The sequence below is a fragment of the Pseudomonas sp. TE3911 genome, assembly GCF_054062775.1.
Genome location: NZ_JBSSFP010000001.1, coordinates 4,337,882 through 4,362,683 on the forward strand (window position 1 = coordinate 4,337,882; position 24,802 = coordinate 4,362,683).

Here is a 24,802-nt window from a genome sequence, read left to right on the forward strand (position 1 = left end):
CGGGCTTGCTCGCGATGGGATCAGCGCGGTTTGCCTGACGGACCGGGTCGCCTGTATCGGGAGCAAGCCCCCTCCCACATGGGTTCGGTGGCGTTGCTGGCTATTGCGGTGAGCCTCGCCGGTTGCGCCGGCCTGCCCGACCAACGCCTGGCCAATGAAGCGCTTAAGCGTGGCGACACCGTCACCGCGCAGCAGAATTACCAGCAACTGGCAGACCTGGGTTACAGCGAGGCCCAAGTGGGCCTGGCCGATATCCAGGTAGGCACCCGCGATCCGGCGCAAATCAAACAGGCCGAAGCCACTTACCGTGCAGCGGCGGACACTTCGCCGCGCGCCCAGGCTCGCCTGGGGCGCCTGCTGGTGGCCAAGCCTGGCTCCACCGAAGCCGAGCACCATGAAGCTGAAGGCCTGCTGAAAAAAGCCTTTGCCAATGGTGAAGGCAACACCCTGATTCCACTGGCGATGCTGTACCTGCAATACCCGCACAGCTTCCCGAATGTGAACGCCCAGCAGCAAATCAGCAAATGGCAGGCCGACGGTTACCCGGAAGCCGGCCTTGCCCAAGTGCTGCTGTATCGCACCCAAGGCACCTACGACCAGCACCTGGATGATGTGGAGCGCATCTGCAAAGCCGCGCTGAACACCACCGATATCTGCTACGTCGAGCTGGCCACGGTCTATCAGAAACAAGCCGCGCCGGAAAAACAGGCCGAACTGCTCAAGCAGATGGAAGCCGGTTACAGCCGTGGCACCGTCACTGCCCAGCGCGTCGACAGCGTCGCCCGTGTGCTCGGCGATGCCACCCTTGGCACGCCGGACGAAAAAACCGCCCAGGCCCTGCTGGAAAAAATCGCCCCTGGCTACCCGGCGTCCTGGGTCAGCCTCGCGCAACTGCTCTACGACTTCCCGGAACTGGGCGACGTCGACCAAATGATGAAGTACCTCGACAACGGCCGCGCGGCCGACCAGCCTCGCGCCGAACTGCTCCTGGGCAAGCTCTACTACGAAGGCAAGTGGGTACCGGCCGATGCCAAGGCAGCCGAAGCGCACTTCGAAAAAGCCGTGGGCAAGGAAGTCGCTGCCGATTACTACCTCGGCCAGATCTACCGCCGTGGCTACCTCGGCAAGGTCTACCCGCAAAAGGCCCTGGACCACTTGCTGACCGCGGCGCGAAACGGCCAGAACAGCGCCGACTTCGCCATCGCCCAACTGTTTTCCCAAGGCAAGGGCACCAAGCCCGACCCATTGAACGCCTATGTCTTCAGCCAATTGGCCAAAGCTCAGGACACCCCGCAAGCCGTTGAGCTGGCCACCCAGCTCGAAGCACCGCTGACGCCGGAACAACGCGCCCAGGGCCAACGCCTGGTGCAACAGGAACTGGCCGCCCGCGGCACCCTGGCCCAGAGCACGTTGCAACTGCACGCCCTGGATGAAGAAGACGACGGCGAGGAATCCCTATGAAGCTCAACCCATTCGTCAAGGCCGGTATTGGCCTGACCTTCGCCCTGCTGTGGTCGTGCCCGACCCTGGCCGCGCTGACCGAAGCCAAGAACTTCGGCCTGGAAGTGAAAATCACCGGCCAGTCCGAAGATGACCGCGACCTGGGCACGCAAAAAGGCGGCGACGTCAACGGCGTCGGTATCGACCTGCGCCCGTGGATCTACGGTGAAAGCGGCAACTGGAGCGCCTACGCCATGGGCCAGGCGGTTGCATCGAGCGACATCATCGAGACCGACACCCTGCAACAGTCGGCCGACGACGAAAACCAGCAAACCACCAACAACGACCGCAAGACCAAGAAGAACTACTTGGCGATGCGCGAATTCTGGGTCGGCTACAGCGGCTTCACGCCCTACCCTGGCGAGATCCTCAAGCTCGGTCGCCAACGCCTGCGCAATGACGACGGCCAATGGCGCGACACCAACATCGAAGCGCTGAACTGGACCTTCGACACCACCTTGCTCAAAGCCAACGTGGGCGTTGCCGAACGCTTCAGCGAATACCGCACCGACCTCAAGGAACTGTCGCCTGTCGACAAGGACCGCCAGCACCTCTACGCCGACGCCGCTTACCAGTGGACGCCAGGCCAGTGGATCGGCCTGCGCGGTCATCACACCCATGACAACGGCAAGCTCGACTACCCGGAACCGGGTCAACCCACCGACTCGTTGGACAAGCGCGAAAACGGCGACCTGACCTGGCTCGGCATCGAAGCCAACAGCGACGCCTACAACTGGCGCAACACCAACACCGTCAACTACTGGGCAAGCGTGACGGGCATGCGTGGCGACCGCGACAAGGTCAACGCGTTGAAGTCCGACGGTTCGAGCCCTGATCAGGCCAAGCGCAGTGACAATCTCAGCGGCTGGGCCACCGATATCGGCGTGCGCCTGCGCCTCGACCCGCAGTGGCAAGTGGGTGCGGCTTACTCCCGCGCCAGCGCCGATTACGAGCAGAACGGCCTGCAAAGCAACCGTTCGAACTGGACCGGTACTCAGTCCCGCGTGCACCGCTTCGGCGAAGCGTTTCGCGGCGAGATGAACAACATGCAGTCCATGAGCCTGTTCGGGTCCTGGCAGTTGCGCGAGGACTACGACGCCAGCCTGGTGTACCACAAGTTCTGGCGCGTGGATGGCAACAAGCCGGTGAGCAGCAACGGCATTGCCGCGCTGGATAACACCACCGACGCCGCCGGTGACATCGTCGCCAGCACCTCCTTGCCACTGGCCGACGGCAAGAAAGACCTCGGTCAAGAGATGGACCTGGTCGTCACCAAGTACTTCAAGAAAGGCCTTCTGCCGGCCGCGCTCAGCCAGTCGGTTGACGAACCTTCGGCCCTGGTGCGTTTCCGTGCCGGTGTGTTCAAACCGGGCGACGCTTATGGCAGCAAAGTCGACTCCTACATGCACCGCGCCTTTGTCGACGTGGTCTGGAAATTCTGATGGGAGCCTGCGCAATGAATGCTCAAAGCCTACTCGTCGCGGCAATGCTGATGGCCAGCGCCACAGCGTTCGCCGATACGGCGGCCAAGGCGCCGACCATCGCCAAGGAACTGCAACAGGCCAAGACCTACACCATTTCCAGCCCGCCTACGGCGCCGCTGGAAATGGCCAAGCCGACCCTGCCGGACCTGTCGGGCTACACCGCCGCCGCGATGGAAAAGAAGATCGTGCGCAGCAAGCCCGGCAAAATCAGCATCCGCCGCATGATGCAGGAAGACGCCCTCAAGGACTTTATCGGCGGCGACAACAAGATGGCCGAATGGGTAGTGCGCCAACACGGCATTCCACAGGCGATCTTTGTCGACGACGGCTACATGAACCTCAAGGACTTGCTGGGTAAAGTGCCCAAGCAATACTTCAGCGAAACCTCGCCGGGTGTGTTCCTGGCCAAGTTGCCGATCGTGGTCGGGCGCAAAGGCATCCTGGACATCGATAACAAGACCCAGGAGCTGCGCCTGTCCCAACAGGCCGGTTCGTTCCTGATCAACGACGGCCAGTTGTTTGTGCGTGACACCAAAATCACCGGTTGGGACGAAAAGGCCAACGGCCCGGCGCTGTTCAAGTCGCCGAAGGAATTCCGCCCGTTCCTGCTGGCCTGGGGCGGCACCGAGACGTACATCTCCAAGACCAAGATGGCCAGTTTCGGCTACGCCAACAGTAAGTCGTACGGGGTGAGTATTTCCCAGTACACGCCGAACATGGCCAAGGTGCTCAAGCGCCCTGAACCGACCGGCTGGATCATCGACTCCGAGTTCTCGGACATGTGGTACGGCTTCTACTGCTATGAGACCACGGGCTTCGTGATCAAGGGCAATACCTACAAAGACAACATCGTCTACGGCATTGACCCCCACGACCGTTCCCACGGCCTGATCATCGCGGACAACACCGTCTACGGCACAAAGAAGAAGCACGGCATCATCATTTCCCGTGAAGTGAACGACAGCTTCATCTTCAACAACCGCAGCTACGACAACAAGCTTTCGGGCCTGGTGATCGACCGTAATAGCGTCAACAACCTGATCGCCGACAACGAGATCTACCGCAACCACACTGACGGCATCACCCTCTATGAGAGCGGCGACAACCTGTTGTGGGGCAACAAGGTGATCAGCAACCGTCGCCACGGCATTCGGGTGCGTAACAGCGTGAACATCAAGCTGTACGAAAACACCTCGATGGCCAACGGCCTGACCGGCGTGTACGGCCACATCAAGGATTTGACCGACACCGACCGCGACATCGCCCTCGACCCCTTCGACGCCAAGGTCTCGCTGATCGTGGTCGGCGGTGAGCTGGCAGGGAACGGCAGCGGGCCGCTGTCCATCGACTCGCCGCTGAGCATTGAGCTGTATCGCGTGTCGATGCTGGCGCCGACCAAATCCAGTGGCATCAGCTTCTCCGGCGTCCTAGGCGAACGCCAGGAAGAAATTCTCGACCTGCTGGTACGCCAGCAGAAAGCCGTGCTGATCGACCCTGTCGAACGCCAGACCGAAATGCAGGACTGAGGATGACCCTTATGCACCCACACATGATCAAACTGCTGAGCCTCTCGGGTCTGACCCTCGGCCTGCTCGCGGCCAGCCAGGGCGTACGCGCCGACGAACTGAAGGCACCGACCTTCACCGCCGAACCGTGCTGCAGCCTGTGCCCGGCCGCCCATGACGCGAAGAACTACACCACGCGCTACCAGCAGAACTTCACCACCCTGGTAGAAGCCCAGGGCGACTGGCTGTTCCGTACCCAGGAAGACTTGCGTACCGAATTCGACACCAGCCCCGCCGGCTACAAACGCATGCAACAACTGCACGATGCGTTCAAGGCCAAGGGCGTGGAACTGGTGGTGGTCTACCAGCCGACCCGTGGCCTGGTGAACCGCAACAAGCTCAACCCTGAAGAGAAAGCCAAGTTCGACTTCGACAAGGCCCTGGGCAACTACAAAACCATGCTCGGCCGTTTCGCCAAGATGGGCTACGTGGTGCCGGACCTGTCGCCGCTCACCAATGAGCAACTGCCGGATGAACTGCCGGCCCACGATTTCTACTTCCGTGGCGACCAGCACTGGACCCCATACGGCGCCCAGCGCACTGCGAAAATCGTCGGCGCCAAAGTGCGTGCGATGCCTGAGTTTGCCGATATTCCGAAGCGTGAATTCGAGACCAAGCGCTCCGGGCGCATGGGCAAGACCGGCACCCTGCACAACATGGCCGGGCAATTGTGCGGCACCAGCTACGCGATCCAGTACATGGACCAGTTCACCACCGAGCCCAAGGGCGAAGCCGGTGACGGCGACCTGTTCGGCGACTCGGGCAACCCGCAGATCACCCTCGTGGGCACCAGCCACAGCGGCAAGAACTACAACTTCGCCGGCTTCCTGGAGCAGGAAATCGGTGCCGACATCCTCAACGTGGCCTTCCCCGGCGGTGGCCTGGAAGGTTCGATGATCCAGTACCTGGGCAGCGAAGAATTCCAGAAGACCCCGCCGAAAATCCTTATCTGGGAATTCTCGCCGCTGTATCGCCTGGACCAGGAGACCATCTACCGCCAGATGATGTCGCTGCTCGACAACGGCTGCGAAGGCAAGACCGCGCAGATGACCGCGAGCACTACATTGAAACCCGGCAAGAACGAATTGATGGTTAACAGTTCGAACAAAGACCTGCGCAACGCCAACCATCAGGTTGATATCCGCTTCGCCGATCCATCGGTGAAAACCTTGCAAGCCACCCTCTGGTACATGAACGGGCGCCACGAGGACATCAAGATCGAGAAACCCGAAACATCCGATACAGACGGGCGTTTCGCCTTTGAACTGCGCACCGATGAAGACTGGGCCTCGCAGAACTTGCTGGCCGTGGAAGTGCAGGGCCCCGAAGCGGGCGCTGCCGCGCAGAAGGTCGAAGCGAAAATTTGCACACGCAACGTATTCCCAAGCGGCGGTCAGAAGACTGCCTCACTCGGGCAATGAGGTTACTTATGCAGAAGTTATGGATTCCATCGTTGCTGGGCCTGGCGATCTTCGCCGGCTCGGTCAACGCCGCCGCCCCACTGCGTCCGCCCCAGGGCTACTTCGCACCAATCGAAGCGTTCAAGACGGGCGACTTCAAGGAAAACTGCGACACCATGCCGACGCCCTACACCGGGCCTCTGCAGTTTCGCAGCAAGTACGAAGGCTCCGACAAGGCCCGCTCCACGCTGAACGTGCAGTCGGAAAAAGCCTTCCGTGACAGCACGGCCGACATCACCAAGCTGGAAAAAGACACCAGCAAACGCGTGATGCAGTTCATGCGTGACGGTCGCCCAGAGCAGCTTGAATGCACCTTGAACTGGCTGGTGTCGTGGGCCAAGGCCGATGCGTTGATGTCCAAGGACTTCAACCACACCGGCAAGTCCATGCGCAAATGGGCACTGGGCAGCATGGCTTCGGCCTATGTGCGTTTGAAGTTCTCCGACTCGCACCCGCTGGCCAATCACCAGCAGGAATCGCAGCTGATCGAAGCCTGGTTCAACAAACTGGCCGACCAAGTGGTAAGCGATTGGGACAATCTGCCCCTGGAAAAAACCAACAACCACTCTTACTGGGCAGCCTGGTCAGTGATGGCTACGTCCATCGCCACCAACCGTCGCGACCTGTTTGATTGGGCGGTCAAGGAATACAAGGTCGGCGTGAATCAGGTCGACGACCAAGGCTTCTTGCCCAACGAATTGAAGCGTCAGCAACGCGCCCTGTCGTACCACAACTACGCCCTGCCGCCGCTGTCGATGATCGCCAGTTTTGCCTTGGTCAACGGTGTTGATCTGCGCCAGGAAAACAACAGCGCGCTCAAGCGCCTGGGCGACAAAGTGCTTGCCGGGGTCAAGGATCCGGAGATCTTCGAACAGAAAAACGGTAAAGAGCAGGACATGAAGGACTTGAAGCAGGACATGAAATTCGCCTGGCTCGAACCCTTCTGCACCCTCTACACCTGCGCGCCGGATGTGGTGGAGCGCAAGCACGGGATGCAGCCGTTCAAGACCTTCCGCCTCGGGGGTGACCTGACCAAGGTCTACGACCCGTCGCACGAAAAAGGCAACAAAGGCAGCTGATGGAACACGGTTAGAAATGTGGGAGGGGGCTTGCTCCCGATGGCGGTGTAACAGTCGCCCTCTGTGTTGAATGACACACCGCTATCGGGGGCAAGCCCCCTCCCACACTTGAACCGCGCTTGCCAGTGAAATTGTTGTACCGCCCCCCGTATTTTCGTGGGGGGGTTTGGGGGGGCTGCGGCCCTTGACTGTTGGTTAAACATGGAGAGATCGGGATGGTTTTCTCGTCCAATGTGTTCCTGTTTCTGTTCTTGCCGATCTTTCTCGGCTTGTACTACTTGAGCGGGCAACGCTATCGCAACCTGCTGCTGCTGATTGCCAGCTACGTGTTCTACGCCTGGTGGCGAGTGGACTTCCTGGCGCTGTTCGCGGCGGTGACGCTGTGGAACTACTGGATCGGCCTCAAGGTCGGTGCAGCCGGCGTGCGCACCAAGCCGGCCCAACGCTGGCTGCTGCTGGGCGTGGTGGTCGACCTGTGCATCCTCGGCTACTTCAAGTACGCCAACTTCGGCGTCGACAGCATCAACGTGATGATGAAGTCAGCCGGCCTGGAGCCGTTCATCCTGACCCACGTGCTGTTGCCGATCGGGATCTCGTTCTACATCTTCGAGTCCATCAGCTACATCATCGACGTGTACCGTGGCGACACTCCGGCGACGCGCAACCTGATCGACTTTGCGGCATTCGTGGCGATCTTCCCGCACTTGATCGCCGGCCCGGTATTGCGTTTTCGCGACTTGGCTGACCAGTTCAACAACCGCACCCACACTCTCGACAAGTTCTCCGAGGGCTGCACGCGGTTCATGCAGGGTTTCATCAAGAAGGTCTTTATCGCCGACACCCTCGCGGTGGTGGCCGACCATTGCTTCGCCCTGCAAAACCCAACCACAGGCGATGCCTGGCTCGGCGCGCTGGCCTACACCGCGCAGCTGTACTTCGACTTCTCCGGCTACAGCGACATGGCCATCGGCCTGGGCTTGATGATGGGTTTCCGCTTCATGGAAAACTTCAAGCAGCCGTACATCAGCCAGTCGATCACCGAGTTCTGGCGCCGCTGGCACATCAGCCTCTCTACCTGGCTGCGTGACTACCTGTACATCACTCTGGGCGGCAACCGTAAAGGCACGCTGACCACCTACCGCAACCTGTTCCTGACCATGCTGCTCGGTGGCCTGTGGCACGGTGCGAACATCACTTACATCGTGTGGGGTGCCTGGCACGGCATGTGGCTGGCGATTGAAAAAGCCATTGGCCTCAATACCGCGCCGCGCAGTTTCAACGTCCTCCGCTGGGCCTTCACTTTCCTGCTGGTGGTAATGGGCTGGGTGATCTTCCGCTCCGAAAACCTGCACGTTGCCGGCCGTATGTACGGTGCGATGTTCAGCTTTGGTGAGTGGTCGCTGTCGGAACTCAACCGCGCCAACCTCACTGGCCTGCAAGTGGCAACCCTGGTGGTGGCGTACGCAACCTTGGCGTTCTTCGGCCTGCGCGATTTCTACACCAACCGCCCTGCTGAAAAAACCAAGCCTGTCGACCCAAGCCTGATCAAGGCGGTACCCGGCGACAACCCCGGCAGCATCCACCAGCCAGGTTTCACCGTTGGCCAGGACGCCGCCGTGCAACCGGCCTACTGGACCGCTGACTGGCCACGCTACGCCATGCGCGCTGCGGTGCTGCTGCTGTTCGTGGCGTCGATTCTCAAACTGTCGGCGCAGAGTTTCTCGCCGTTCCTTTACTTCCAATTCTGAGGGAGCCGACCATGACCCGTTCATTACGCGTCCTCTATATCAGCCTGTTCATGGTGCTGCTGTTGGCCCTGGGCGCCTGGTCGCTGCGTAGCTTCTTTGGCTTCAGCACCAACGCCGAGGCCACGGTGCTCAACGGCCGCTGGACCAAGGCCGTCGAGACTCACTACGACGACGAGTTCCCGATCAAGCGCCTCGGCACCAACCTCTGGGCGGCGCTGGATTACAAGCTGTTCAATGAAGGCCGCCCTGGCGTGGTGCTGGGCCGCGATCACTGGTTGTACAGCGACGAGGAGTTCAACCCCGCCGTCAACGAAGACCAGAACCTGCAAGGCAACTACGCGCTGGTCGAAGGCGTACGCCAGAAGCTCAAGGCCCAAGGCATCCAACTGGTGATGGCCATCGTGCCGGCCAAGGTGCGCCTGTACCCGGAACACCTGGGTGAAGTAAAACCGGCGAGCATCCACGCCAATCTGTACCAGGACTTCCATGCCCGTGTTGCCGCAGACAACATCCCTGCTCCCGACCTGCTCGGCCCGTTGCAACAGGCCAAGTTGAGCGGTAAGCAAGTGTTCCTGCGCACCGACACCCACTGGACACCGGACGGTGCCGAAGTCGCCGCCAAGCAATTGGCCAAGGCGATTGCCGACAAGACCCCGCTCCACGGCGAGCCACAGCGCTTTGTCACCGAGGCTGAAAAGACCGAGCCGCACAAAGGCGACCTGCGTCTGTTCCTGCCCCTGGACCCGCTGTTCGAAAACCTGATGCCGCCCAAAGAACCGCTGGAAAAACGCGTCACGCACCTGGCCGAAACCAAAGGCGACGACGCGCTGTTTGCCGACAGCGAAACCCCCGTGGCACTCGTGGGCACCAGCTACAGCGCCAACCCGAACTGGAACTTTGTCGGTGCGCTCAAGCAAGCCTTGGGCAGCGACGTCATCAACTACTCCGAAGACGGCCACGGCCCGATCCTGCCGATGCTCAGCTACCTGAAAAGTGATGACTTCAAGAACAGCCCGCCACAGGTGCTGATCTGGGAGTTTCCTGAACGTTATCTGCCCGTAAACAACGAAATCGGTGATGCCGACCCCGCGTGGGTTGCGCAACTTAAACAAGCCGGTTCGCGCCAACAGAACATGGCACTGAACACCCCAGCTATTAAAAATCAGAAATCCGAGACGCCCGACCGGGCGCAAAACTGAAAGAGAGGTAACTCACATGACTTTCACTACAACTCCTCGTCGTCTCGCTAAAACCCTGGCTATTGCTGCCGGTCTGAGCTTCGTATCCCTGTCCGCCTTCGCCGGTGGTGATGCCGCGCTCTACGGCCCTACCGCGCCAAAAGGTTCGAGCTTCGTACGTATCTATAACGCCAGCAACCAGGAAGTCAGCGCCACCGTCGGCAACACCAATCTCAACGAGGTTGCGCCACTGGCCAGCAGCGACTTCAGCTTCATGCCGGGCGGTGACTACAGCGCCAAGGTTGGTAGCCAGAGCCTGCCGGTCAAACTCGCCGCCGATCACTACTACACCTTGGTCAACAGCGGCAGCGGCCAACCTCAACTGATCGAGGAACCGCCGTTCAAGAACAAGCAAAAGTCTCTGGTGCGCGTGCAGAACCTCAGCGACAAGGCCCTGACCCTGAAGACCGCCGATGGCAAGACTGATGTGGTCAAGTCGGTGGCTGCCAAAGGCCGTGGCGAGCGCGAAATCAACCCGGTGAAGGTGAGCCTGGCGTTGTATGACGGTGACAAGAAAGTCGGCGATGTGAAGCCGGTTGCGTTGGAACGTGGTGAAGCGGCGGTGCTGTATGTCACCGGCTCGGGTTCGAGCTTGTCGCCAGTTTGGGTCAAGCGCCCGGTGTCGACCCGCTGATTAGCTTTTGAAATTGACGCTCCCCCTTGTGGGAGCGGGCTTGCTAGCGAATACGGTGGTTCAGTAACAGATGTGCTGACTGAATCACCGCCATCGGGAGCAAGCCCCCTCCCACAGGCTCTGACCCAATTGATTCAAGGAGAAACACATGATCCCAGTAATCCTTTCCGGTGGTAGCGGCTCACGTCTTTGGCCGCTTTCCCGCAAACAGTTCCCAAAACAATTCCTGGCCCTGACCGGTGAGCACACGCTGTTCCAGCAAACCCTGGAACGCCTGGTGTTCGAAGGCATGGACTCCCCGATCGTGGTCTGCAACAAGGACCATCGCTTCATCGTCAACGAGCAACTGGCCAACCGTAAACTGGAATGCCAACGCATCCTGATGGAACCGTTCGGTCGCAACACCGCGCCGGCCGTGGCCCTGACCGCGATGATGCTGGTCAACGAAGGCCGTGACGAGCTGATGCTGGTGCTGCCCGCCGACCACGTGATCGACGACCAGAAAGCCCTGCAACGCGCCCTGGCCCTGGCCACCGTGGCTGCCGAACGTGGCGAGATGGTGCTCTTCGGTGTACCGGCGACTCGTCCGGAAACCGGCTACGGCTACATCAAGTCCACCAACGATTCGCTGCTGCCCGAAGGCGTTAGCCGCGTGCAGCAGTTCGTGGAAAAACCCGATGAAAAACGCGCCGTCGAGTTCGTCAAAAGCGGCGGTTATTTCTGGAACAGCGGCATGTTCCTGTTCCGCGCCAGCCGCTTCCTGGAAGAGCTGAAAAAGCACGATCCGGACATCTACGACACCTGCGTGCTGACCCTTGAACGCAGCCAGCAAGACGCCGACACCGTGTCCTTCGACGAAGCCACCTTCGCCTGCTGCCCGGACAACTCCATCGACTACGCCGTGATGGAAAAAACCCAACGCGCCTGCGTCGTACCGCTGAGCGCCGGTTGGAGCGACGTGGGTTGCTGGGCTTCGCTGTGGGCGGTCAACGATAAAGACGCCAACGGCAACGTCACCAAGGGCGACGTGGTGATCCAGGACAGCAAGAACTGCATGATCCACGGCAACGGCAAACTGGTGTCGGTGATCGGCCTGGAAAACATCGTCGTGGTGGAAACCAAGGACGCGATGATGATTGCCCACAAGGACAAGGTCCAGGGCGTCAAGCAGATGGTCAACACCCTCAACGAACAGGGCCGCAGCGAAACCCAGAACCACTGCGAAGTCTATCGTCCGTGGGGCTCCTACGACTCGGTGGACATGGGCGGACGCTTCCAGGTCAAGCACATCTCGGTCAAGCCGGGCGCCTGCCTGTCGCTGCAGATGCACCACCACCGCGCCGAACACTGGATCGTGGTGAGCGGCACTGCCGAAGTCACCTGTGACGAGAACGTGTTCCTGCTCTGCGAGAACCAGTCCACCTACATCCCGATCGCCTCGGTGCACCGCCTGCGCAACCCGGGCAAGATCCCGTTGGAGATCATCGAAGTGCAATCGGGCAGCTACCTGGGCGAAGACGATATCGAGCGTTTTGAAGATATCTACGGTCGCTCGACGCCGGTTGAACGTGGCGTGTCGGTGAAAACTATCGCGCAGTAAAACAGTCGTACAAGAAGCCCTCACCCAGCCCATTGCGTCCCCTATCCGCAGTGGGTTGGGTGGGGGCTTTTTGTTTGGGATTTGCGCTGGCTGTGAGGGCCTCATCGGGGGCAAGCCCCCTCCCACCTTCGACCGTATTTCAAAGGCTGTACGCGGATAAATGTGGCCGGGGGCTTGCCCCTCCCACCTTCGACCGCACTCCAAAGGCTGTACGCGGATAAATGTGGCCGGGGGCTTGCCCCTCCCACCTTCGACCGCACTCCAAAGGCTATACGCGGATAAATGTGGCCGGGGGCTTGCCCCTCCTACATTCGACCGCACTCCAAAGGCTGTACGTGGATAAATGTGGGAGGGGGCTTGCCCCCGATGAGGCCGGCACGCCCACCACAGCACTCAAGGTAGCCAATCCCACCTACGCTTAAGTTAGGATGCTCGTTCCCTATTCGAGGTGGTCTCCATGTTCTTCGGCGTTCTCCTGATCATCACCTGGCTGATCCTCCTGCTACGCTACCCGGCCAAGGCCCTTCCGGTTTCCCTTGCTGCCTTAGCAGGCCTGGGTTGCGTGGCCGTCTGGGTGGTCTGGCTGGACAGCCGCGAAGCCTCGCAACTGGCCCGCCTTGAACTGCGCATCACCTACGCCCCGCAGGACTGCCCCGCCGACCGCCCGCTGAAACTGACGCTGAACAACGGCAACGACGTGCCGCTGACCGAACTGCGCTGGCGCGTCGCCGCCTATGCGCCGGGCGACACGGTCAACCTGGCCGATAACGTCTATGCTGCCCCGCGCTATCGAGGCCCCGGCGAATTGCAGGCCGGCGCGACGTGGGACGATTGTCTTCCCACCCCACCGCTGCGCCCCGGTTACCGCCCGCAAACCCTGGAATTTCGTGCCGAGCACCTGCAAGGCAGCTTCTCGGACTGACAAAGGACTGATCCATGCCCAACGTACTCATCACCGGATGTTCCAGCGGCATCGGTCGCGCCCTGGCCGATACCTTCAAGGCTGCTGGCTTCGACGTATGGGCCAGCGCCCGCCGCCAGGACGACGTCGACGCCCTTAGCGCCGCCGGTTTCAACGCCCTGCAACTGGACGTTAACGACAGCGCCGCCCTGCAACACCTGGCCGAGCAATGGGGGGAGTTGGACGTGTTGATCAACAATGCCGGCTACGGCGCCATGGGCCCGCTGCTCGATGGCGGCACAGAAGCGATGCAGCGGCAATTCGAGACCAATGTGTTTTCCATCGTCGGCGTGACCCAGGCGTTCTTTCCCGCACTGCGTCGCAGCAAAGGCCTGGTGGTAAATATCGGCAGCGTTTCCGGCGTATTGGTCACCCCGTTTGCCGGCGCCTACTGCGCCTCCAAGGCAGCAGTGCATGCTTTGAGCGATGCTTTGCGCATGGAGCTGGCACCCTTTGGCATCCGAGTGATGGAAGTGCAACCCGGTGCCATCGATACAAGCTTTGCAAAAAACGCCGGCGCCCAGGCCGAGCTGTTGATCAACGAAAAATCGCCGTGGTGGCCGTTGCGCGAAGGTATCCGTGCACGCAGCCAGGCCTCTCAGGACAAGCCCACCCCGGCCAGGGTGTTTGCGGCGGATGTGGTCAAGGCGGTGCAACAACCACAGCCGCCGCGCCTGTTGCGCTCGGGCAACGGCAGCCGGGCGTTGCCGTTGATGGCGGCGTTGTTGCCCAAGGGGTTGCTTGAGACCGTATTGAAAAAGCGCTTCGGCTTGGCCGGAAAGCTTTAACCCTTCATAAAATCAATAAACGCCCGCACTTTCAGGGGCAGGTGCCGCGTGTCCGGATACACCCCATAAACCCCCTGTGGGGCGAAACGATGGTCTGCCAGCAAGCGGATCAATCGCCCAGCCTCCAGGTCATCCTGTACCAGCCATTGCGGCAGGACTGCCACTCCATGGCCGCGCACGGCAAACGCCTGGAGCACTGCTGCGCTGTCGGCCACCAGTGCAGCGGGCCCGGTGCGGAACTGATGCTCGCCACCCGAAGGGTCGGTCACGCTCAGTTCCGTCAAACGGCCATGGCCCAGCTTGGGCATGTGTTCCAGCTCATCCAGCGTTTGCGCCCCGGCAAGCGCTGGCGCCGCTACCGCAAACACCTCGAACGTCGACAACTGCACCGCGCGATGATTGGAATCCAGCAGCCGCCCCAATCTTATTGCCACATCAAAGCGCTCGGAGATCAAATCCGCGTGAGTGGAGGATGTGGATAAGTGAATGTTCAAGTCCGGGTGCTGGCTGCGGAAAGCTTCCACCGCCGGGGCAACCACGGCCAGCGCATATTCCACTGTGGTGGTGATGCGCAGGGTGCCCTTGAGCTGGGCATGCTCCGAGCGGGCTTCTTCCACGGCCAATTGCGCTTCTTCGAGCACGCGTGTGCAACGCAGGTAGAAGCGTTCGCCGGCATCGGTCAGCGCCAGCTGACGGGTGTTGCGGGTCAGCAAGGTGACGCCGAGTTCAGCTTCCAGGCGCTTGAGGTTGAAACTGACCACGGCGCGGGTCTGGCCCAGTAGATCGGCCGCTGCCGTGAGCGAGCCGGCCTCGACCACGGCCTTGAACGTATCGAATCGGTCCAGGCTTACCATCAGCCGGGCCCTCCTTTGTCAAAATATTTTTGACAAAGTAGCAGCCAAAGCGGCGTATCCCAAACCCGCCGTGACGCCTACCCTGCCGGCCTCTCTTGCAGGATCGCGCCCATGACCTACCCCTCGAAAGTCACCTGGATCTTTTTACTGGGCTTTGCCCTCGACCTGGTGAACATGTTCGTCGCCACGGTCGCCTACCCGGATATCGCCCGCGAATTGCACGCCTCGGTCACACAATTGGCGTGGGTGGGCAACGCCTACATGCTCGGCCTCACCGTGATTATCCCGTTCAGCGTATGGCTGGCAGCCATGATGGGTGAGCGCGGCTTGATGGTCGTCAGCTTGCTGCTGTTTGCCGGGGCGTCGGTAATGGTGGGGCAGGCGAGTTCGATTGAAGCGCTGATCGGTTGGCGTTTATTGCAAGGGTTGGGCGGCGGCCTGTTGATTCCCGTGGGACAGGCGATGGCTTATCGGCATTTTCCTCCCGCAGAGCGCAGCCAACTCACGGCCAGGGTGATGTCGGTGGCGCTGTTGGTTCCCGCACTGTCACCGGCGTTGGGCGGCTTGATTGTCGACAGCCTCTCCTGGCGCTGGATCTTCTATGCCAACCTGCCGCTGGCATTGATCACCTTGCTGCTCGCACAGCTGTGGATAAAACCCGACACCCCCACGCGTGTACGTCCCAAGCTGGAGGTGAGCCGTATTTTCAAACAGGTCAGCAGCCCTATGCTGCGAATCGCCATGCTGGTCTATTTGTTCATTCCCGGCGTATTCATCGGCACCAGCCTGATCGCCATCCTCTACCTTCACGACCTTGGATACGACGCCACCCAAACCGGCGCGCTGATGCTGCCTTGGGCAATGGCCTCGGCACTGGCGATTTTCCTCGGCAAAAAACTGTTCAATCGCTGCGGGCCAAAACCGTTGCTGATGGCGGGCATGGCGCTGCAATGCAGTGGCATTCTGGTGTTGAACGAACCGGCCCTGATTATTCCGGCCTACGCCTTGATGGGCCTGGGCGGCAGCTTGTGCAGCAGCACGGCACAGACGCTGGCGTTTCTCGACATCCCCGCCGAACGCATGGGCAACGCCAGCGCTTTGTGGAATATCAATCGGCAAATCAGCTTTTGCCTGGGCGCAGCCGCACTCAGTGCGCTGTTGTCGGCCTTGGATTCTTACGCCTTAACCTTCACGATTGCAGCAGCCTTGACCCTGCTGCCTCTTTTTGCAGTGCTGCGCCTGGATGCGTCCAGGGTCCGCACATTGCTCCACCCTGCCAGTGAGTCTCCCTGATGATCGATTACAGCGATTTTTTTGAAGAAGTGATCCAGACCCACGTCGAGATCGAGCAATGGTTTGCCGGGGTTGCGCCAGAAGGCACCCTGCAAAACCTGCTTGCGCGCTTCTCGCCCGAGTTCAGCATGATCGCCCCCGCCACCGGCACACGCGTCAATGCCGCCGGGGTCAACGCTCTGTTCACTCGCCTGGGCGGAATGCGCCCGGGATTGAAAATCACCTTGAGTGAAATGACCGGGATTGACCGACATGCGCGCGGGGCCACGGTGACTTATCGGGAGCTTCAGGTGGATGACAGCGGTACTAGGACCGATCGCCGCGCGACCGTGGTGTTTGAGAAGCAGGCGAGTGGCGCGCTGTTGTGGCGGCATTTGCATGAAACATTTATCAAGGCCTGACTCGGTCAAATGTGGGAGGGGGCTTGCTCCCGATTGCGGAGTATCAGTCACTTGATACGTTGACTGATTCACCGCAATCGGAAGCAAGCCCCCTCCCACATTTCAGTTCGGCGTTTGGTTAACGATCACGGTGCAGGTGATGCCCGCCGCCAACAAAACGCCTTCCGGCACTTCATCAATGTGAATTCGCACCGGCACGCGCTGGGCCAGACGCACCCAGTTGAAGGTCGGGTTCACATCGGCGATCAGCTCGCGGCTCTCGGGGTTGTCACGGTCGTAGATGCCTCGGGAGATGCTTTCTACGTGACCCTTCAACGTCTCGCCGCTCATCAACTGCATATCGGCTTTGTCACCGACGTTCACATGGGGCAGCTTGGTTTCTTCGAAGAAGCCATAGACCCAGAACGAGTTCATATCCACCACGGCCAGCTTGGCTTCACCGATGCGCGCGTAGTCGCCACGATGCACGTTGAGGTTAGTGACGTAGCCATCCACCGCCGCCACGACGACCTGGGTGCGTTTCAAGTTGAGTTCGGCCGCTTCGAGTTGTGCCAGCGCGTGCCGGTAATCCGCCAGGGCCGAGTCGGCGATGTTGCTGGCGTCGTCGCGGTTTTCCTTGGAGATCACCAAGGCGTCGAGGTCGGCACGGCGGTAGGCGTTGACCTTGCGCATCTCCCAGGTGGCTTTGCGCGAGGCCACCAACGATTGCGCTTGCTTGACCGCAATGCGGTAGTGCTCGGGGTCGATCTGCATCAGCAGGTCGCCCTTTTTGACCAATTGGTTATCGCGCACGGGCACGTCGACCACTTCGCCGGTAACGTCCGCCGCGACGTTGATGATGTCGGCGCGTACCCGGCCGTCGCGGGTCCATGGCGTTTCCATGTAGTGCACCCACAACGTGCGGCCAATCCAGATCGCCAAAGCCAATACCAGCAGGGTCGCAAGCAGGCTGAAAAACTTTTTCATCGGGGCATTCTCAACGGTAGACGGTCAGCGCCAGGGCGCCGAACAGGCAAACGAACAGGCTCAGGCGCAGCAACGCCGGGTGCCAGAAAAAACGGTACAGGTCGAAGCCGGCCAAGAAGCGGTCCAGCGCCCACGCCAGGCCTGCAGCGATCAGGAACATCAAGGTCATCGTCGGCATGTAGAGGCCGTGGAACGCGATTTCACGGGGCATGGGGGGATCCTTTAAGGGCCGCCAGCGGCGATTGCGGGTCGAGCAACGAGGTGCGGATAAAGTGCAGGTAGCTCTTCACCCGGCGCAGCGCCGAGGTGTCGAAGTGTGGGGCGAAGGGTTCGTCGGTGGCCTGCACGCGGCTGATCGCGTGGTCGACGGCGATCAGGCCGCGCTCCAGATTGCTCGCGCTGGGTTGCAGGAACAGCCGCACCAGCGAGCGGCCCATCACGCGGATCGCCTGGCGCCACGGCTGGGACTCGGCATACGCCGGGTGCACTGGCAGGATCGCTTGTTCCTTGCGCAACTCGATGATCGCGTGACCGACTTCCAGCACAACAAACATCCAACGCAGCAAATCACGTTGTACCTGCGGCTGACCGACGGCGAGGCCATAGGCTTGGTGCAACAGGTCACGGGTGCGGCTTTCAAAACTCGACGCCAAACCCTTGAGCTTGCCGCTGATCGCGTACACCACCTGCTCGCGCAAATCCTGCTCCAGGCGGCGCCACAGCCAGCGGCTGTTGGGCGGCAGGATGATCGCGCCGGCGGCCGCACACACCAGCATGCCGATGATCATGGCGATGTAGTCGTTGATGAAGGTATAGGGGTTGTAAACCGTGAGGTTGTCCGGCACCGAGCCCGTGCTGAAGAAAATCAGCAGGCCCACGCCAACGCCTGCGTACTGCGGGCGTGAGGCGAGGAAAGCACCGAGGATGATCACCGGCGCGAGCATCACGCACAGCAGCGGGAAGCCGTCGATCCACGGGAACACGAAGAACATTTCGACAAAGCCCACCAACGCGCCGATCAAGGTGCCGCAGGCCATCTGGAACGCCATGCGTTTCGGGTTGGGCGTGGCGGCTGACAGGCCGACGGTGGCGGCGGCAATCAGGGTCATGGTGGCGCCGCTGGGCCAGGCGGTCGCCACCCAATAACTGCCGAGCACGATCAGGATAAACGACGCACGAATCCCCGAAGCGGCGCAGGCCAGCCAGTTGGTTTTCGGTGTGTACGCTTCGTCCCAGTCTTCCCGCGCATGGCTGTGGTCGGCCAGTGAGGCATGGGTTTGCGCGTAGTTGTGCAGGTCGTCGACGAAGCGGTAAAGCAACTCGTAGGCGGTATGGAAATCCAGTTGCTCGGCCTCAGTGGGCTCACCTTCCTGGAAGGCCGTGCGCAGGCTGCGTACCTTGGCCGGCAGGCCGTCTTTGTAGGCCGACAGTTGGTTGACGAGGCGTGCCGCATCGGGGCTGGTTAATGCGCGCCCGGAGAACCCATCGAGCACTTCGGCAAGGTCCTGCAGGCCGGGCTTGATCGCCGCCGCCACGTGATCCGCAGCATCCGTGCGCAGCCGTTCGAGCAACTGGTGCAAGGCATTGAAGCGCGTGGTGATGCTCATGAATTCGCTGTTGAGGCGACTGAGCCGGCCATTGCGCCGGCGCATATGCGGGTCTTCGAACACGGTAACGCTGCGCAGCCCTTCCAGGCCCACGGCTTCGGCGATGAAGCGCACGTTGCTGGCCTCGAAGCCTTCACGCTGGCTGCGCCCGCGCAAGCCATCGGTGACGAACTGCGCGAACACCCCGAAGCGCTGATACAAGGCATTGCGCATGGCGGCGCTGGAGGTCTGCGGCAGAATCGCAGCGCTCACCAGGGTGGAGCAGATAATTCCCAGGGAGATTTCCAGTACTCGCCAAACGGCCGCCATAAAGGCGCCATCCGGATGGGCCAGCGCCGGTAGGCCAACCATCGCCGCCGTATAACCGGCCAGCACAAACCCATAGGCGCGGAAGTTACGGTTGCGCGTCGCACCGGCGGTGCAGATGCCGACCCAGATCGCCAAGGCGCCCAGAAACAGTTCGGTGTTTTGCGCAAACAAGGCGATCAACAACACCATCACCGCCGAGCCCGTCAGGGTGCCGAGGAAGCGGTAAAAGCTCTTGGCGAACACCTGGCCGCTCTGCGGCTGCATCACGATAAACACGGTGATCATCGCGGTGCGCGGTTGCGGCAACTCCAGGCGCATGGCCAGCCACAGAGTGAGGAACGCGGCGATCAACACCTTGAAGATGTACACCCAGGTCACGCCGTCGCTGCGTGCCCAGTCGAAAAAACCACGGCGCCACTCAAGGGAATGCAGCCAGCGCAGCGGTGCAGGCAAGGGAGTCATTACAACCTACTCAGTGATCGAATACGGCGAGGGCCGCCGGGGTTTTGCTCGGGAGGGTCTTGGCGTCCTGCGGTGCGTCCTTGCCTGCTTCGAGGCCACCGCCCAGTGCGGTCACCAGCTCGGCGTGTGCGCTCAAACGCGCGGCCTGGACCTGCTGCTCGATCTGTTGCTGGCGAAACAACAGGGTCTGGGCGTTGAGCACATTGAGGTAATCGGTGAGGCCACGCTGGTAGGCGATCATCGCGATGTCATAGGTTTTCTGCGCCGAGGCCACCGATTGCGCGGCGAAGCCTTGTTGCTTGTCCATGGATTCTCGGCGGATCAACTGGTCGCTGATGCCCTTGAGCGCATTGATCAGGGTCTGGTTGTAACGAGCAACGGCGATGTCGTAACCGGCGCTGGCTTCACCCAACTCGGCACGCAAGCGGCCGCCGTCGAAGATCGGCAAGGTGATCGCCGGACCGACGTTGTAGTTGAATTTCTTGCCCGCCAGAAACTCCAGCATGCCGCCACCGGTGGCCATGTAGCCGAGGCTGCCGACCAGATCCACGTTGGGATAAAAACCCGCGTGAGCCACATCGATGCCACGGGCCTGGGCCGCCACTTGCCAACGGCTGGCGACCACATCCGGGCGCTGGCCGAGCAACTGCGCAGGCAGGGTGGACGGCAGTTTCAGTGGCGCGGCAAGGGACAGGCTCGGCCGTTGCAACTGCGCGCCCTCCCCCGGGCCTTTACCCGCCAAGGCCGCCAGTTGGTTACGGCTCAGGGCGATTTCTTCGTCGAGGGCGTCCAGTTGGCGGTGGGTTTCCGGCAGCGGGGTTTCGGCCTGGCTTACATCGAAGTGGGTGCCGATCCCGGCATCAAGGCGTTTGTTGGCCAGGTCGAGGATCTGCTGTTGCTGGGCCAACGTAGCGGCGACGATATCGCGGTTGGCGTAGTGCAACGACAGCTGGATATAGGCGCGCACCACGTTGTTCTGCAATTCCAACTGGGCCTGGCGCGCCTCGGCAGCGCTCATGTGCGCCAGGTCGACGGCACGCTCGGTGGCGTTGCTTTCGCGGCCCCACAAATCGAGGGCGTAGCTCAGGCCCAAGGATGAGTTGTTATCCCAGGTGTTGGCGCCGCTCAGTTCGCCGGGGCCGTAGAACTGATCCTTGGGCCAGTTGTGGCGCTTGAGGGTGGTGTCGCTGTTGATCTGCAACGACTCGGCCGACTCGGCAACCCCGGCCATCGCCCGCGCTTCTCGCACCCGCGCGGCGGCGATGGCCATGCTCGGGCTGCTGTGCGTGGCGAGTTCGACCCAACGGTTAAGTTGCGGGTCGCCGTAGGCTTGCCACCATTGTGCGGTGGGCCAATGGGCGTCCTGGGCGGCGCTCTGGATCGCTTCGTCGGTGGCCAGGGTATTGGCGTTCAACGCGTGGCCTTGGGGGGCGATTCCTCCGGTTCCGATGCAGCCGCTGATTGCTAACGATAAGGCCCAAACACTGAGAGTCTTCAGCTCTCTGCTGATGCGACGCGGCACGGCAAGCGAATTCCTGAGGTGGTGATGCGGGGAAGGTGGCGCAATTCTAGGGGGCGGGAGGAATGGCGATAAGCTGGCATTCCTGTGAATCTTTGTTACCGTTCAAGCGATAATCCGTTGGTAGGGATCACTGGACGGCGTAACTTTCTGTCACAATTTGTTATCTCCCCTGAGAACACTCCATGGACACTTTGCAAAACATGCGCGCCTTCAGTTGCGTGGCCGAAGCCGGCAGCTTCACCGCCGCTGCCGCCCAACTGGACACCACCACGGCCAACGTCTCGCGCGCGGTCTCCAATCTGGAGGCCCATCTGCAAACCCGCTTGCTCAACCGCACCACCCGGCGCATTGCCCTTACCGAAGCAGGTAAACGCTACCTGCTGCGCTGCGAACAGATCCTGGCCTACGTCGAAGAAGCCGAGGCCGAAGCCAGCGACGCCCATGCGCGCCCCGCTGGACAGTTGAAAGTGCACACCATGACCGGTATCGGCCAGCACTTCGTAATCGACGCCATTGCCCGCTACCGCCGCACCCACCCGGACGTGACCTTCGACCTGACCCTGGCCAACCGCGTGCCGGACCTGTTGGACGAGGGCTATGACGTGTCCATCGTGCTGGCCAGCGAACTGCCGGATTCAGGCTTCGTCTCCCAACGCCTGGGCATCACCTACAGCATCGCCTGCGCCTCGCCCGACTACGTCAAGGCCAAGGGCTGTGCACAGCGCCCCCAGGACTTGCTCAACCATGCCTGCCTGCGCCTGGTCAGCCCAGTGATTCAGTTGGACAAGTGGACCTTCAACGGCCCCGAAGGCCAGGAAAGCGTGGCGATCAACACCTCGCCGTTTCTGGTGAACTCGGCGGACGCGATGAAAACCGCGATCACCAGCGGCATGGGCGTCGGCCTGTTGCCGGTGTATGCGGCCATTGAAGGCCTGCGTAATGGCACCTTGGTGCGGGTCATGCCCACCTACCGTTCCCAGGAGCTGAACCTGTACGCCATCTACCCCTCGCGCCAGTACCTGGATGCGAAGATCAAGACCTGGGTGGAATACCTGCGCGGTTCGTTGCCGGAGATCCTGGCGGCGCATCAGGCAGAGCTGGTGGCGTACGAGTTGAGTGGCAGCCTGAGCGGTGCGCGCCTGGCGAACTGATTGCTACCAGGCGATACAGGTCAAATGTGGGAGGGGGCTTGCCCCCGATGGCAGTGGATCGGTCAATACATCTGGCGACTGACGCACCGCTATCGGGAGCAAGCCCCCTCCTACATGTTTCCCTGCCCACTTTAGGTCTGCCGTGTCCTGACAACAGTGGCAAGGAATGTTAGCTTGCTTGGCATTCTTCCGTAGTCGATGAGCCCGCCTGCCATGAAAAAGACTGTCCTCGCCTTCAGCCGCGTCACCCCAGCCATGATCGAACGCCTGCAACAGGATTTCGAGGTGATCGCGCCTAATCCCAAGCTGGGCGACATCAATGCGCAGTTCAATGAAGCCCTGCCCCACGCCCACGGTTTGATAGGCGTGGGTCGCAAGTTGGGCCGTGCGCAGCTCGAAGGCGCGAGCAAACTGGAGGTGGTGTCCAGCGTCTCAGTGGGCTACGACAACTACGACGTGCCGTACTTCAACGAGCGCGGGATCATGCTCACCAACACCCCTGACGTACTCACCGAAAGCACCGCCGACCTGGCGTTCGCCCTGCTGATGAGCAGCGCGCGCCGAGTGGCAGAGCTGGACGCCTGGACCAAGGCCGGTCAGTGGAAAGCCAGCGTCGGCGCGCCGTTGTTTGGCTGTGATGTACACGGCAAGACCCTGGGCATCGTCGGCATGGGCAATATCGGCGCGGCCGTGGCCCGTCGCGGGCGCCTGGGCTTCAACATGCCGATTCTGTACAGCGGTAACAGCCGCAAGCTGGAGCTGGAACAGGAGTTGGGCGCGCAATTCCGTAGCCTGGACCAGTTGCTGGCCGAGGCGGATTTTGTCTGCCTGGTGGTGCCGTTGAGCGACAAGACCCGTCACCTGATCAGCACGCGCGAGCTGGGGCTGATGAAATCCAGCGCGATTCTGATCAACATCTCCCGTGGCCCGGTGGTAGACGAACCGGCGCTGATCCAGGCCCTGCAGGACCAGACCATTCGCGGCGCCGGGCTGGATGTATATGAGCAGGAGCCACTGGCGCAGTCGCCGTTGTTCCAATTGAGCAACGCGGTGACCCTGCCGCATATCGGCTCGGCAACCAATGAAACCCGTGAGGCCATGGCCAACCGCGCGTTGGACAACCTGCGCAGTGCTCTGCTGGGCGAGCGTCCGCAGGATTTGGTGAACCCGCAGGTCTGGAAGGGCTGATGTTAAGGGCCCTGATCGCGCCTACAGTTTCCAGCGGCTGGGTCGATAACCTTTCATAGATCGTCATCCCTGATCCACAGAAGGTTTTTATGTCCACCACCAAAGCCCGCGCAGACTCACTCTCACTTCTGCTCTTTACCTTGCGCAGCGGCAAGCTGATGGCCATCAACCTGCTGAAAGTCAGCGAAATCATTCCCTGCCCGCCGCTGACCAAACTGCCGGAGTCTCATCCGAACGTTAAAGGCATCGCCACCCTGCGCGGTGCCTCGCTGTCGGTGATCGACCTGAGCCGCGCCCTGGGCGAACGGCCCTTGGAAGACCCGAACGGCGGCTGCCTGATTGTCACTGACGTGAGCCGTTCCAAACAGGGTCTGCATGTGCAGGCGGTGAGCAAGATCGTGCACTGCCTGACGACCGACATCCGCCCGCCACCCTACGGCTCCGGCGGCAACCGTGCGTTTATCACTGGGGTGACTCAGGTGGAAGGCGGCCTGGTGCAGGTGCTGGACATTGAAAAAGTCATCCACGGCATCGCGCCGGCACCGATTGAAGCGGCGCCCACCGACTTGACCATGGAAGAAGCCGAAGTGCTCGGCAATGCGCGGATTCTGGTGGTGGATGACAGCCAGGTAGCCCTGCAGCAGTCGGTTCATACCCTGCGCAACCTCGGCCTGACCTGCCACACCGCGCGCAGCGCCAAGGAAGCCATTGATGTGCTGCTGGAACTGCAAGGTACCGCCGCGCAGATCAATGTCGTGGTGTCGGACATTGAGATGTCCGAGATGGACGGTTACGCCCTGACCCGCACCCTGCGTGAAACGCCAGACTTCCAGCATCTGTACGTTTTGCTGCACACCTCCCTGGACAGCGCGATGAACAGCGAAAAAGCGCGCCTGGCCGGCGCCAACGCGGTACTGACCAAGTTCTCATCCCCCGAACTGACCAAATGCCTGGTGGTGGCTGCGCAAACCGTGGCGCAACAGGGTCTGTAA

General features: G+C 61.2%; 21 protein-coding genes. 16 read left to right on the plus strand and 5 right to left on the minus strand.

Annotated features, from left to right (window positions below; all coding sequences use genetic code 11):
- The first annotated feature begins 78 nt into the window (after window positions 1-78).
- The 11 genes from algK to ACVWXD_RS19730 all read left to right on the plus strand — a co-directional run bounded on the left by algK (window position 79) and on the right by ACVWXD_RS19730 (window position 14,057).
- On the plus strand, window positions 79-1,461 hold the full coding sequence (gene algK / locus ACVWXD_RS19680; RefSeq protein WP_032886363.1) for an alginate biosynthesis TPR repeat lipoprotein AlgK: 1,383 nt from the start codon (window positions 79-81) through the stop codon (window positions 1,459-1,461).
- Window positions 1,458-2,942: an alginate export family protein gene (locus ACVWXD_RS19685; protein WP_032886361.1), complete on the plus strand. Its 1,485-nt coding sequence runs from the start codon at window positions 1,458-1,460 to the stop codon at window positions 2,940-2,942. Before algK ends, ACVWXD_RS19685 begins: the two co-directional genes overlap by 4 nt.
- Window positions 2,942-4,510, plus strand: a complete 1,569-nt coding sequence (gene algG / locus ACVWXD_RS19690; RefSeq protein WP_032886358.1) for a mannuronan 5-epimerase AlgG — start codon at window positions 2,942-2,944, stop codon at window positions 4,508-4,510. The genes ACVWXD_RS19685 and algG overlap by 1 nt, the downstream gene beginning before the upstream one ends.
- A gap of 11 nt (window positions 4,511-4,521) precedes the next feature.
- Window positions 4,522-5,970, plus strand: a complete 1,449-nt coding sequence (locus ACVWXD_RS19695; RefSeq protein WP_032886487.1) for an alginate O-acetyltransferase — start codon at window positions 4,522-4,524, stop codon at window positions 5,968-5,970.
- Between the two features lie 8 nt (window positions 5,971-5,978).
- Complete coding sequence (locus ACVWXD_RS19700) at window positions 5,979-7,088, plus strand: mannuronate-specific alginate lyase (protein ID WP_081797682.1); 1,110 nt, start codon at window positions 5,979-5,981, stop codon at window positions 7,086-7,088.
- A gap of 215 nt (window positions 7,089-7,303) precedes the next feature.
- Window positions 7,304-8,836 carry an MBOAT family O-acyltransferase gene (locus ACVWXD_RS19705; RefSeq protein ID WP_032886355.1) on the plus strand — a complete coding sequence of 511 codons (1,533 nt, stop codon included), beginning with the start codon at window positions 7,304-7,306 and terminating at the stop codon, window positions 8,834-8,836.
- Window positions 8,837-8,847: 11 nt separating this feature from the next.
- Window positions 8,848-10,035, plus strand: a complete 1,188-nt coding sequence (locus ACVWXD_RS19710; protein WP_032886354.1) for an alginate O-acetyltransferase — start codon at window positions 8,848-8,850, stop codon at window positions 10,033-10,035.
- Window positions 10,036-10,051: 16 nt separating this feature from the next.
- A complete protein-coding gene (locus tag ACVWXD_RS19715; protein WP_032886353.1) occupies window positions 10,052-10,708 on the plus strand; it encodes an alginate O-acetyltransferase AlgF in 657 nt (218 codons plus the stop codon).
- 148 nt (window positions 10,709-10,856) lie between these two features.
- The gene (locus tag ACVWXD_RS19720) at window positions 10,857-12,308 is read left to right on the plus strand and encodes a mannose-1-phosphate guanylyltransferase/mannose-6-phosphate isomerase (protein WP_032886351.1); all 1,452 of its coding nucleotides are present in this window, start codon (window positions 10,857-10,859) and stop codon (window positions 12,306-12,308) included.
- A gap of 457 nt (window positions 12,309-12,765) precedes the next feature.
- Window positions 12,766-13,230 carry a multidrug transporter gene (locus ACVWXD_RS19725; RefSeq protein ID WP_099601162.1) on the plus strand — a complete coding sequence of 155 codons (465 nt, stop codon included), beginning with the start codon at window positions 12,766-12,768 and terminating at the stop codon, window positions 13,228-13,230.
- Window positions 13,231-13,244: 14 nt separating this feature from the next.
- Window positions 13,245-14,057, plus strand: coding sequence for an SDR family oxidoreductase (locus ACVWXD_RS19730; RefSeq protein ID WP_457371266.1), 813 nt, complete (start codon window positions 13,245-13,247; stop codon window positions 14,055-14,057).
- Here ACVWXD_RS19730 and ACVWXD_RS19735 read toward each other — a convergent pair.
- Window positions 14,054-14,911 (minus strand): LysR family transcriptional regulator, encoded by an 858-nt coding sequence (locus tag ACVWXD_RS19735; protein WP_032886347.1) that lies wholly within the window; start codon window positions 14,909-14,911, stop codon window positions 14,054-14,056. The two genes, ACVWXD_RS19730 and ACVWXD_RS19735, sit on opposite strands and share 4 nt — an antisense overlap.
- Before the next feature lie 111 nt (window positions 14,912-15,022).
- On the opposite strand from ACVWXD_RS19735, the gene ACVWXD_RS19740 reads away from it, so the two are divergent.
- On the plus strand, window positions 15,023-16,204 hold the full coding sequence (locus ACVWXD_RS19740) for an MFS transporter (protein WP_122755612.1): 1,182 nt from the start codon (window positions 15,023-15,025) through the stop codon (window positions 16,202-16,204).
- Window positions 16,204-16,605, plus strand: coding sequence for a DUF4440 domain-containing protein (locus ACVWXD_RS19745; protein ID WP_099601160.1), 402 nt, complete (start codon window positions 16,204-16,206; stop codon window positions 16,603-16,605). The genes ACVWXD_RS19740 and ACVWXD_RS19745 overlap by 1 nt, the downstream gene beginning before the upstream one ends.
- A gap of 102 nt (window positions 16,606-16,707) precedes the next feature.
- Here the strand turns inward: ACVWXD_RS19745 and ACVWXD_RS19750 are convergent, their stop codons facing one another.
- Genes ACVWXD_RS19750 through ACVWXD_RS19765 form a run of 4 tightly spaced genes read right to left on the minus strand, consistent with a single transcriptional unit; the run spans window position 16,708 to window position 21,471 of the window.
- On the minus strand, window positions 16,708-17,571 hold the full coding sequence (locus ACVWXD_RS19750) for an efflux RND transporter periplasmic adaptor subunit (RefSeq protein WP_457371267.1): 864 nt from the start codon (window positions 17,569-17,571) through the stop codon (window positions 16,708-16,710).
- Window positions 17,572-17,581: 10 nt separating this feature from the next.
- Window positions 17,582-17,782: a DUF1656 domain-containing protein gene (locus ACVWXD_RS19755; protein ID WP_032886341.1), complete on the minus strand. Its 201-nt coding sequence runs from the start codon at window positions 17,780-17,782 to the stop codon at window positions 17,582-17,584.
- Window positions 17,772-19,949: an FUSC family protein gene (locus ACVWXD_RS19760; protein WP_032886340.1), complete on the minus strand. Its 2,178-nt coding sequence runs from the start codon at window positions 19,947-19,949 to the stop codon at window positions 17,772-17,774. The genes ACVWXD_RS19755 and ACVWXD_RS19760 overlap by 11 nt, the downstream gene beginning before the upstream one ends.
- Before the next feature lie 10 nt (window positions 19,950-19,959).
- Window positions 19,960-21,471: an efflux transporter outer membrane subunit gene (locus ACVWXD_RS19765; protein WP_260367771.1), complete on the minus strand. Its 1,512-nt coding sequence runs from the start codon at window positions 21,469-21,471 to the stop codon at window positions 19,960-19,962.
- Between the two features lie 182 nt (window positions 21,472-21,653).
- On the opposite strand from ACVWXD_RS19765, the gene ACVWXD_RS19770 reads away from it, so the two are divergent.
- The 3 genes from ACVWXD_RS19770 (at window position 21,654) to ACVWXD_RS19780 (ending at window position 24,802) form a co-directional block, all read left to right on the plus strand.
- On the plus strand, window positions 21,654-22,622 hold the full coding sequence (locus tag ACVWXD_RS19770; protein WP_027604744.1) for a LysR family transcriptional regulator: 969 nt from the start codon (window positions 21,654-21,656) through the stop codon (window positions 22,620-22,622).
- 213 nt (window positions 22,623-22,835) lie between these two features.
- A complete protein-coding gene (locus ACVWXD_RS19775; RefSeq protein WP_032886485.1) occupies window positions 22,836-23,810 on the plus strand; it encodes a 2-hydroxyacid dehydrogenase in 975 nt (324 codons plus the stop codon).
- An 89-nt stretch (window positions 23,811-23,899) separates the two neighbouring features.
- Window positions 23,900-24,802, plus strand: a complete 903-nt coding sequence (locus ACVWXD_RS19780) for a chemotaxis protein CheV (RefSeq protein WP_032886338.1) — start codon at window positions 23,900-23,902, stop codon at window positions 24,800-24,802.

Coding starts and splice junctions, on each gene's coding strand:
- algK (WP_032886363.1), top strand. CDS start 79: ATGGGTTCGGTGGCGTTGCTGGCTATTGCGGTGAGCCTCGCCGGTTGC.
- ACVWXD_RS19685 (WP_032886361.1), top strand. CDS start 1,458: ATGAAGCTCAACCCATTCGTCAAGGCCGGTATTGGCCTGACCTTCGCC.
- algG (WP_032886358.1), top strand. CDS start 2,942: ATGGGAGCCTGCGCAATGAATGCTCAAAGCCTACTCGTCGCGGCAATG.
- ACVWXD_RS19695 (WP_032886487.1), top strand. CDS start 4,522: ATGCACCCACACATGATCAAACTGCTGAGCCTCTCGGGTCTGACCCTC.
- ACVWXD_RS19700 (WP_081797682.1), top strand. CDS start 5,979: ATGCAGAAGTTATGGATTCCATCGTTGCTGGGCCTGGCGATCTTCGCC.
- ACVWXD_RS19705 (WP_032886355.1), top strand. CDS start 7,304: ATGGTTTTCTCGTCCAATGTGTTCCTGTTTCTGTTCTTGCCGATCTTT.
- ACVWXD_RS19710 (WP_032886354.1), top strand. CDS start 8,848: ATGACCCGTTCATTACGCGTCCTCTATATCAGCCTGTTCATGGTGCTG.
- ACVWXD_RS19715 (WP_032886353.1), top strand. CDS start 10,052: ATGACTTTCACTACAACTCCTCGTCGTCTCGCTAAAACCCTGGCTATT.
- ACVWXD_RS19720 (WP_032886351.1), top strand. CDS start 10,857: ATGATCCCAGTAATCCTTTCCGGTGGTAGCGGCTCACGTCTTTGGCCG.
- ACVWXD_RS19725 (WP_099601162.1), top strand. CDS start 12,766: ATGTTCTTCGGCGTTCTCCTGATCATCACCTGGCTGATCCTCCTGCTA.
- ACVWXD_RS19730 (WP_457371266.1), top strand. CDS start 13,245: ATGCCCAACGTACTCATCACCGGATGTTCCAGCGGCATCGGTCGCGCC.
- ACVWXD_RS19735 (WP_032886347.1), bottom strand. CDS start 14,911: ATGGTAAGCCTGGACCGATTCGATACGTTCAAGGCCGTGGTCGAGGCC.
- ACVWXD_RS19740 (WP_122755612.1), top strand. CDS start 15,023: ATGACCTACCCCTCGAAAGTCACCTGGATCTTTTTACTGGGCTTTGCC.
- ACVWXD_RS19745 (WP_099601160.1), top strand. CDS start 16,204: ATGATCGATTACAGCGATTTTTTTGAAGAAGTGATCCAGACCCACGTC.
- ACVWXD_RS19750 (WP_457371267.1), bottom strand. CDS start 17,571: ATGAAAAAGTTTTTCAGCCTGCTTGCGACCCTGCTGGTATTGGCTTTG.
- ACVWXD_RS19755 (WP_032886341.1), bottom strand. CDS start 17,782: ATGCCCCGTGAAATCGCGTTCCACGGCCTCTACATGCCGACGATGACC.
- ACVWXD_RS19760 (WP_032886340.1), bottom strand. CDS start 19,949: ATGACTCCCTTGCCTGCACCGCTGCGCTGGCTGCATTCCCTTGAGTGG.
- ACVWXD_RS19770 (WP_027604744.1), top strand. CDS start 21,654: ATGGACACTTTGCAAAACATGCGCGCCTTCAGTTGCGTGGCCGAAGCC.
- ACVWXD_RS19775 (WP_032886485.1), top strand. CDS start 22,836: ATGAAAAAGACTGTCCTCGCCTTCAGCCGCGTCACCCCAGCCATGATC.
- ACVWXD_RS19780 (WP_032886338.1), top strand. CDS start 23,900: ATGTCCACCACCAAAGCCCGCGCAGACTCACTCTCACTTCTGCTCTTT.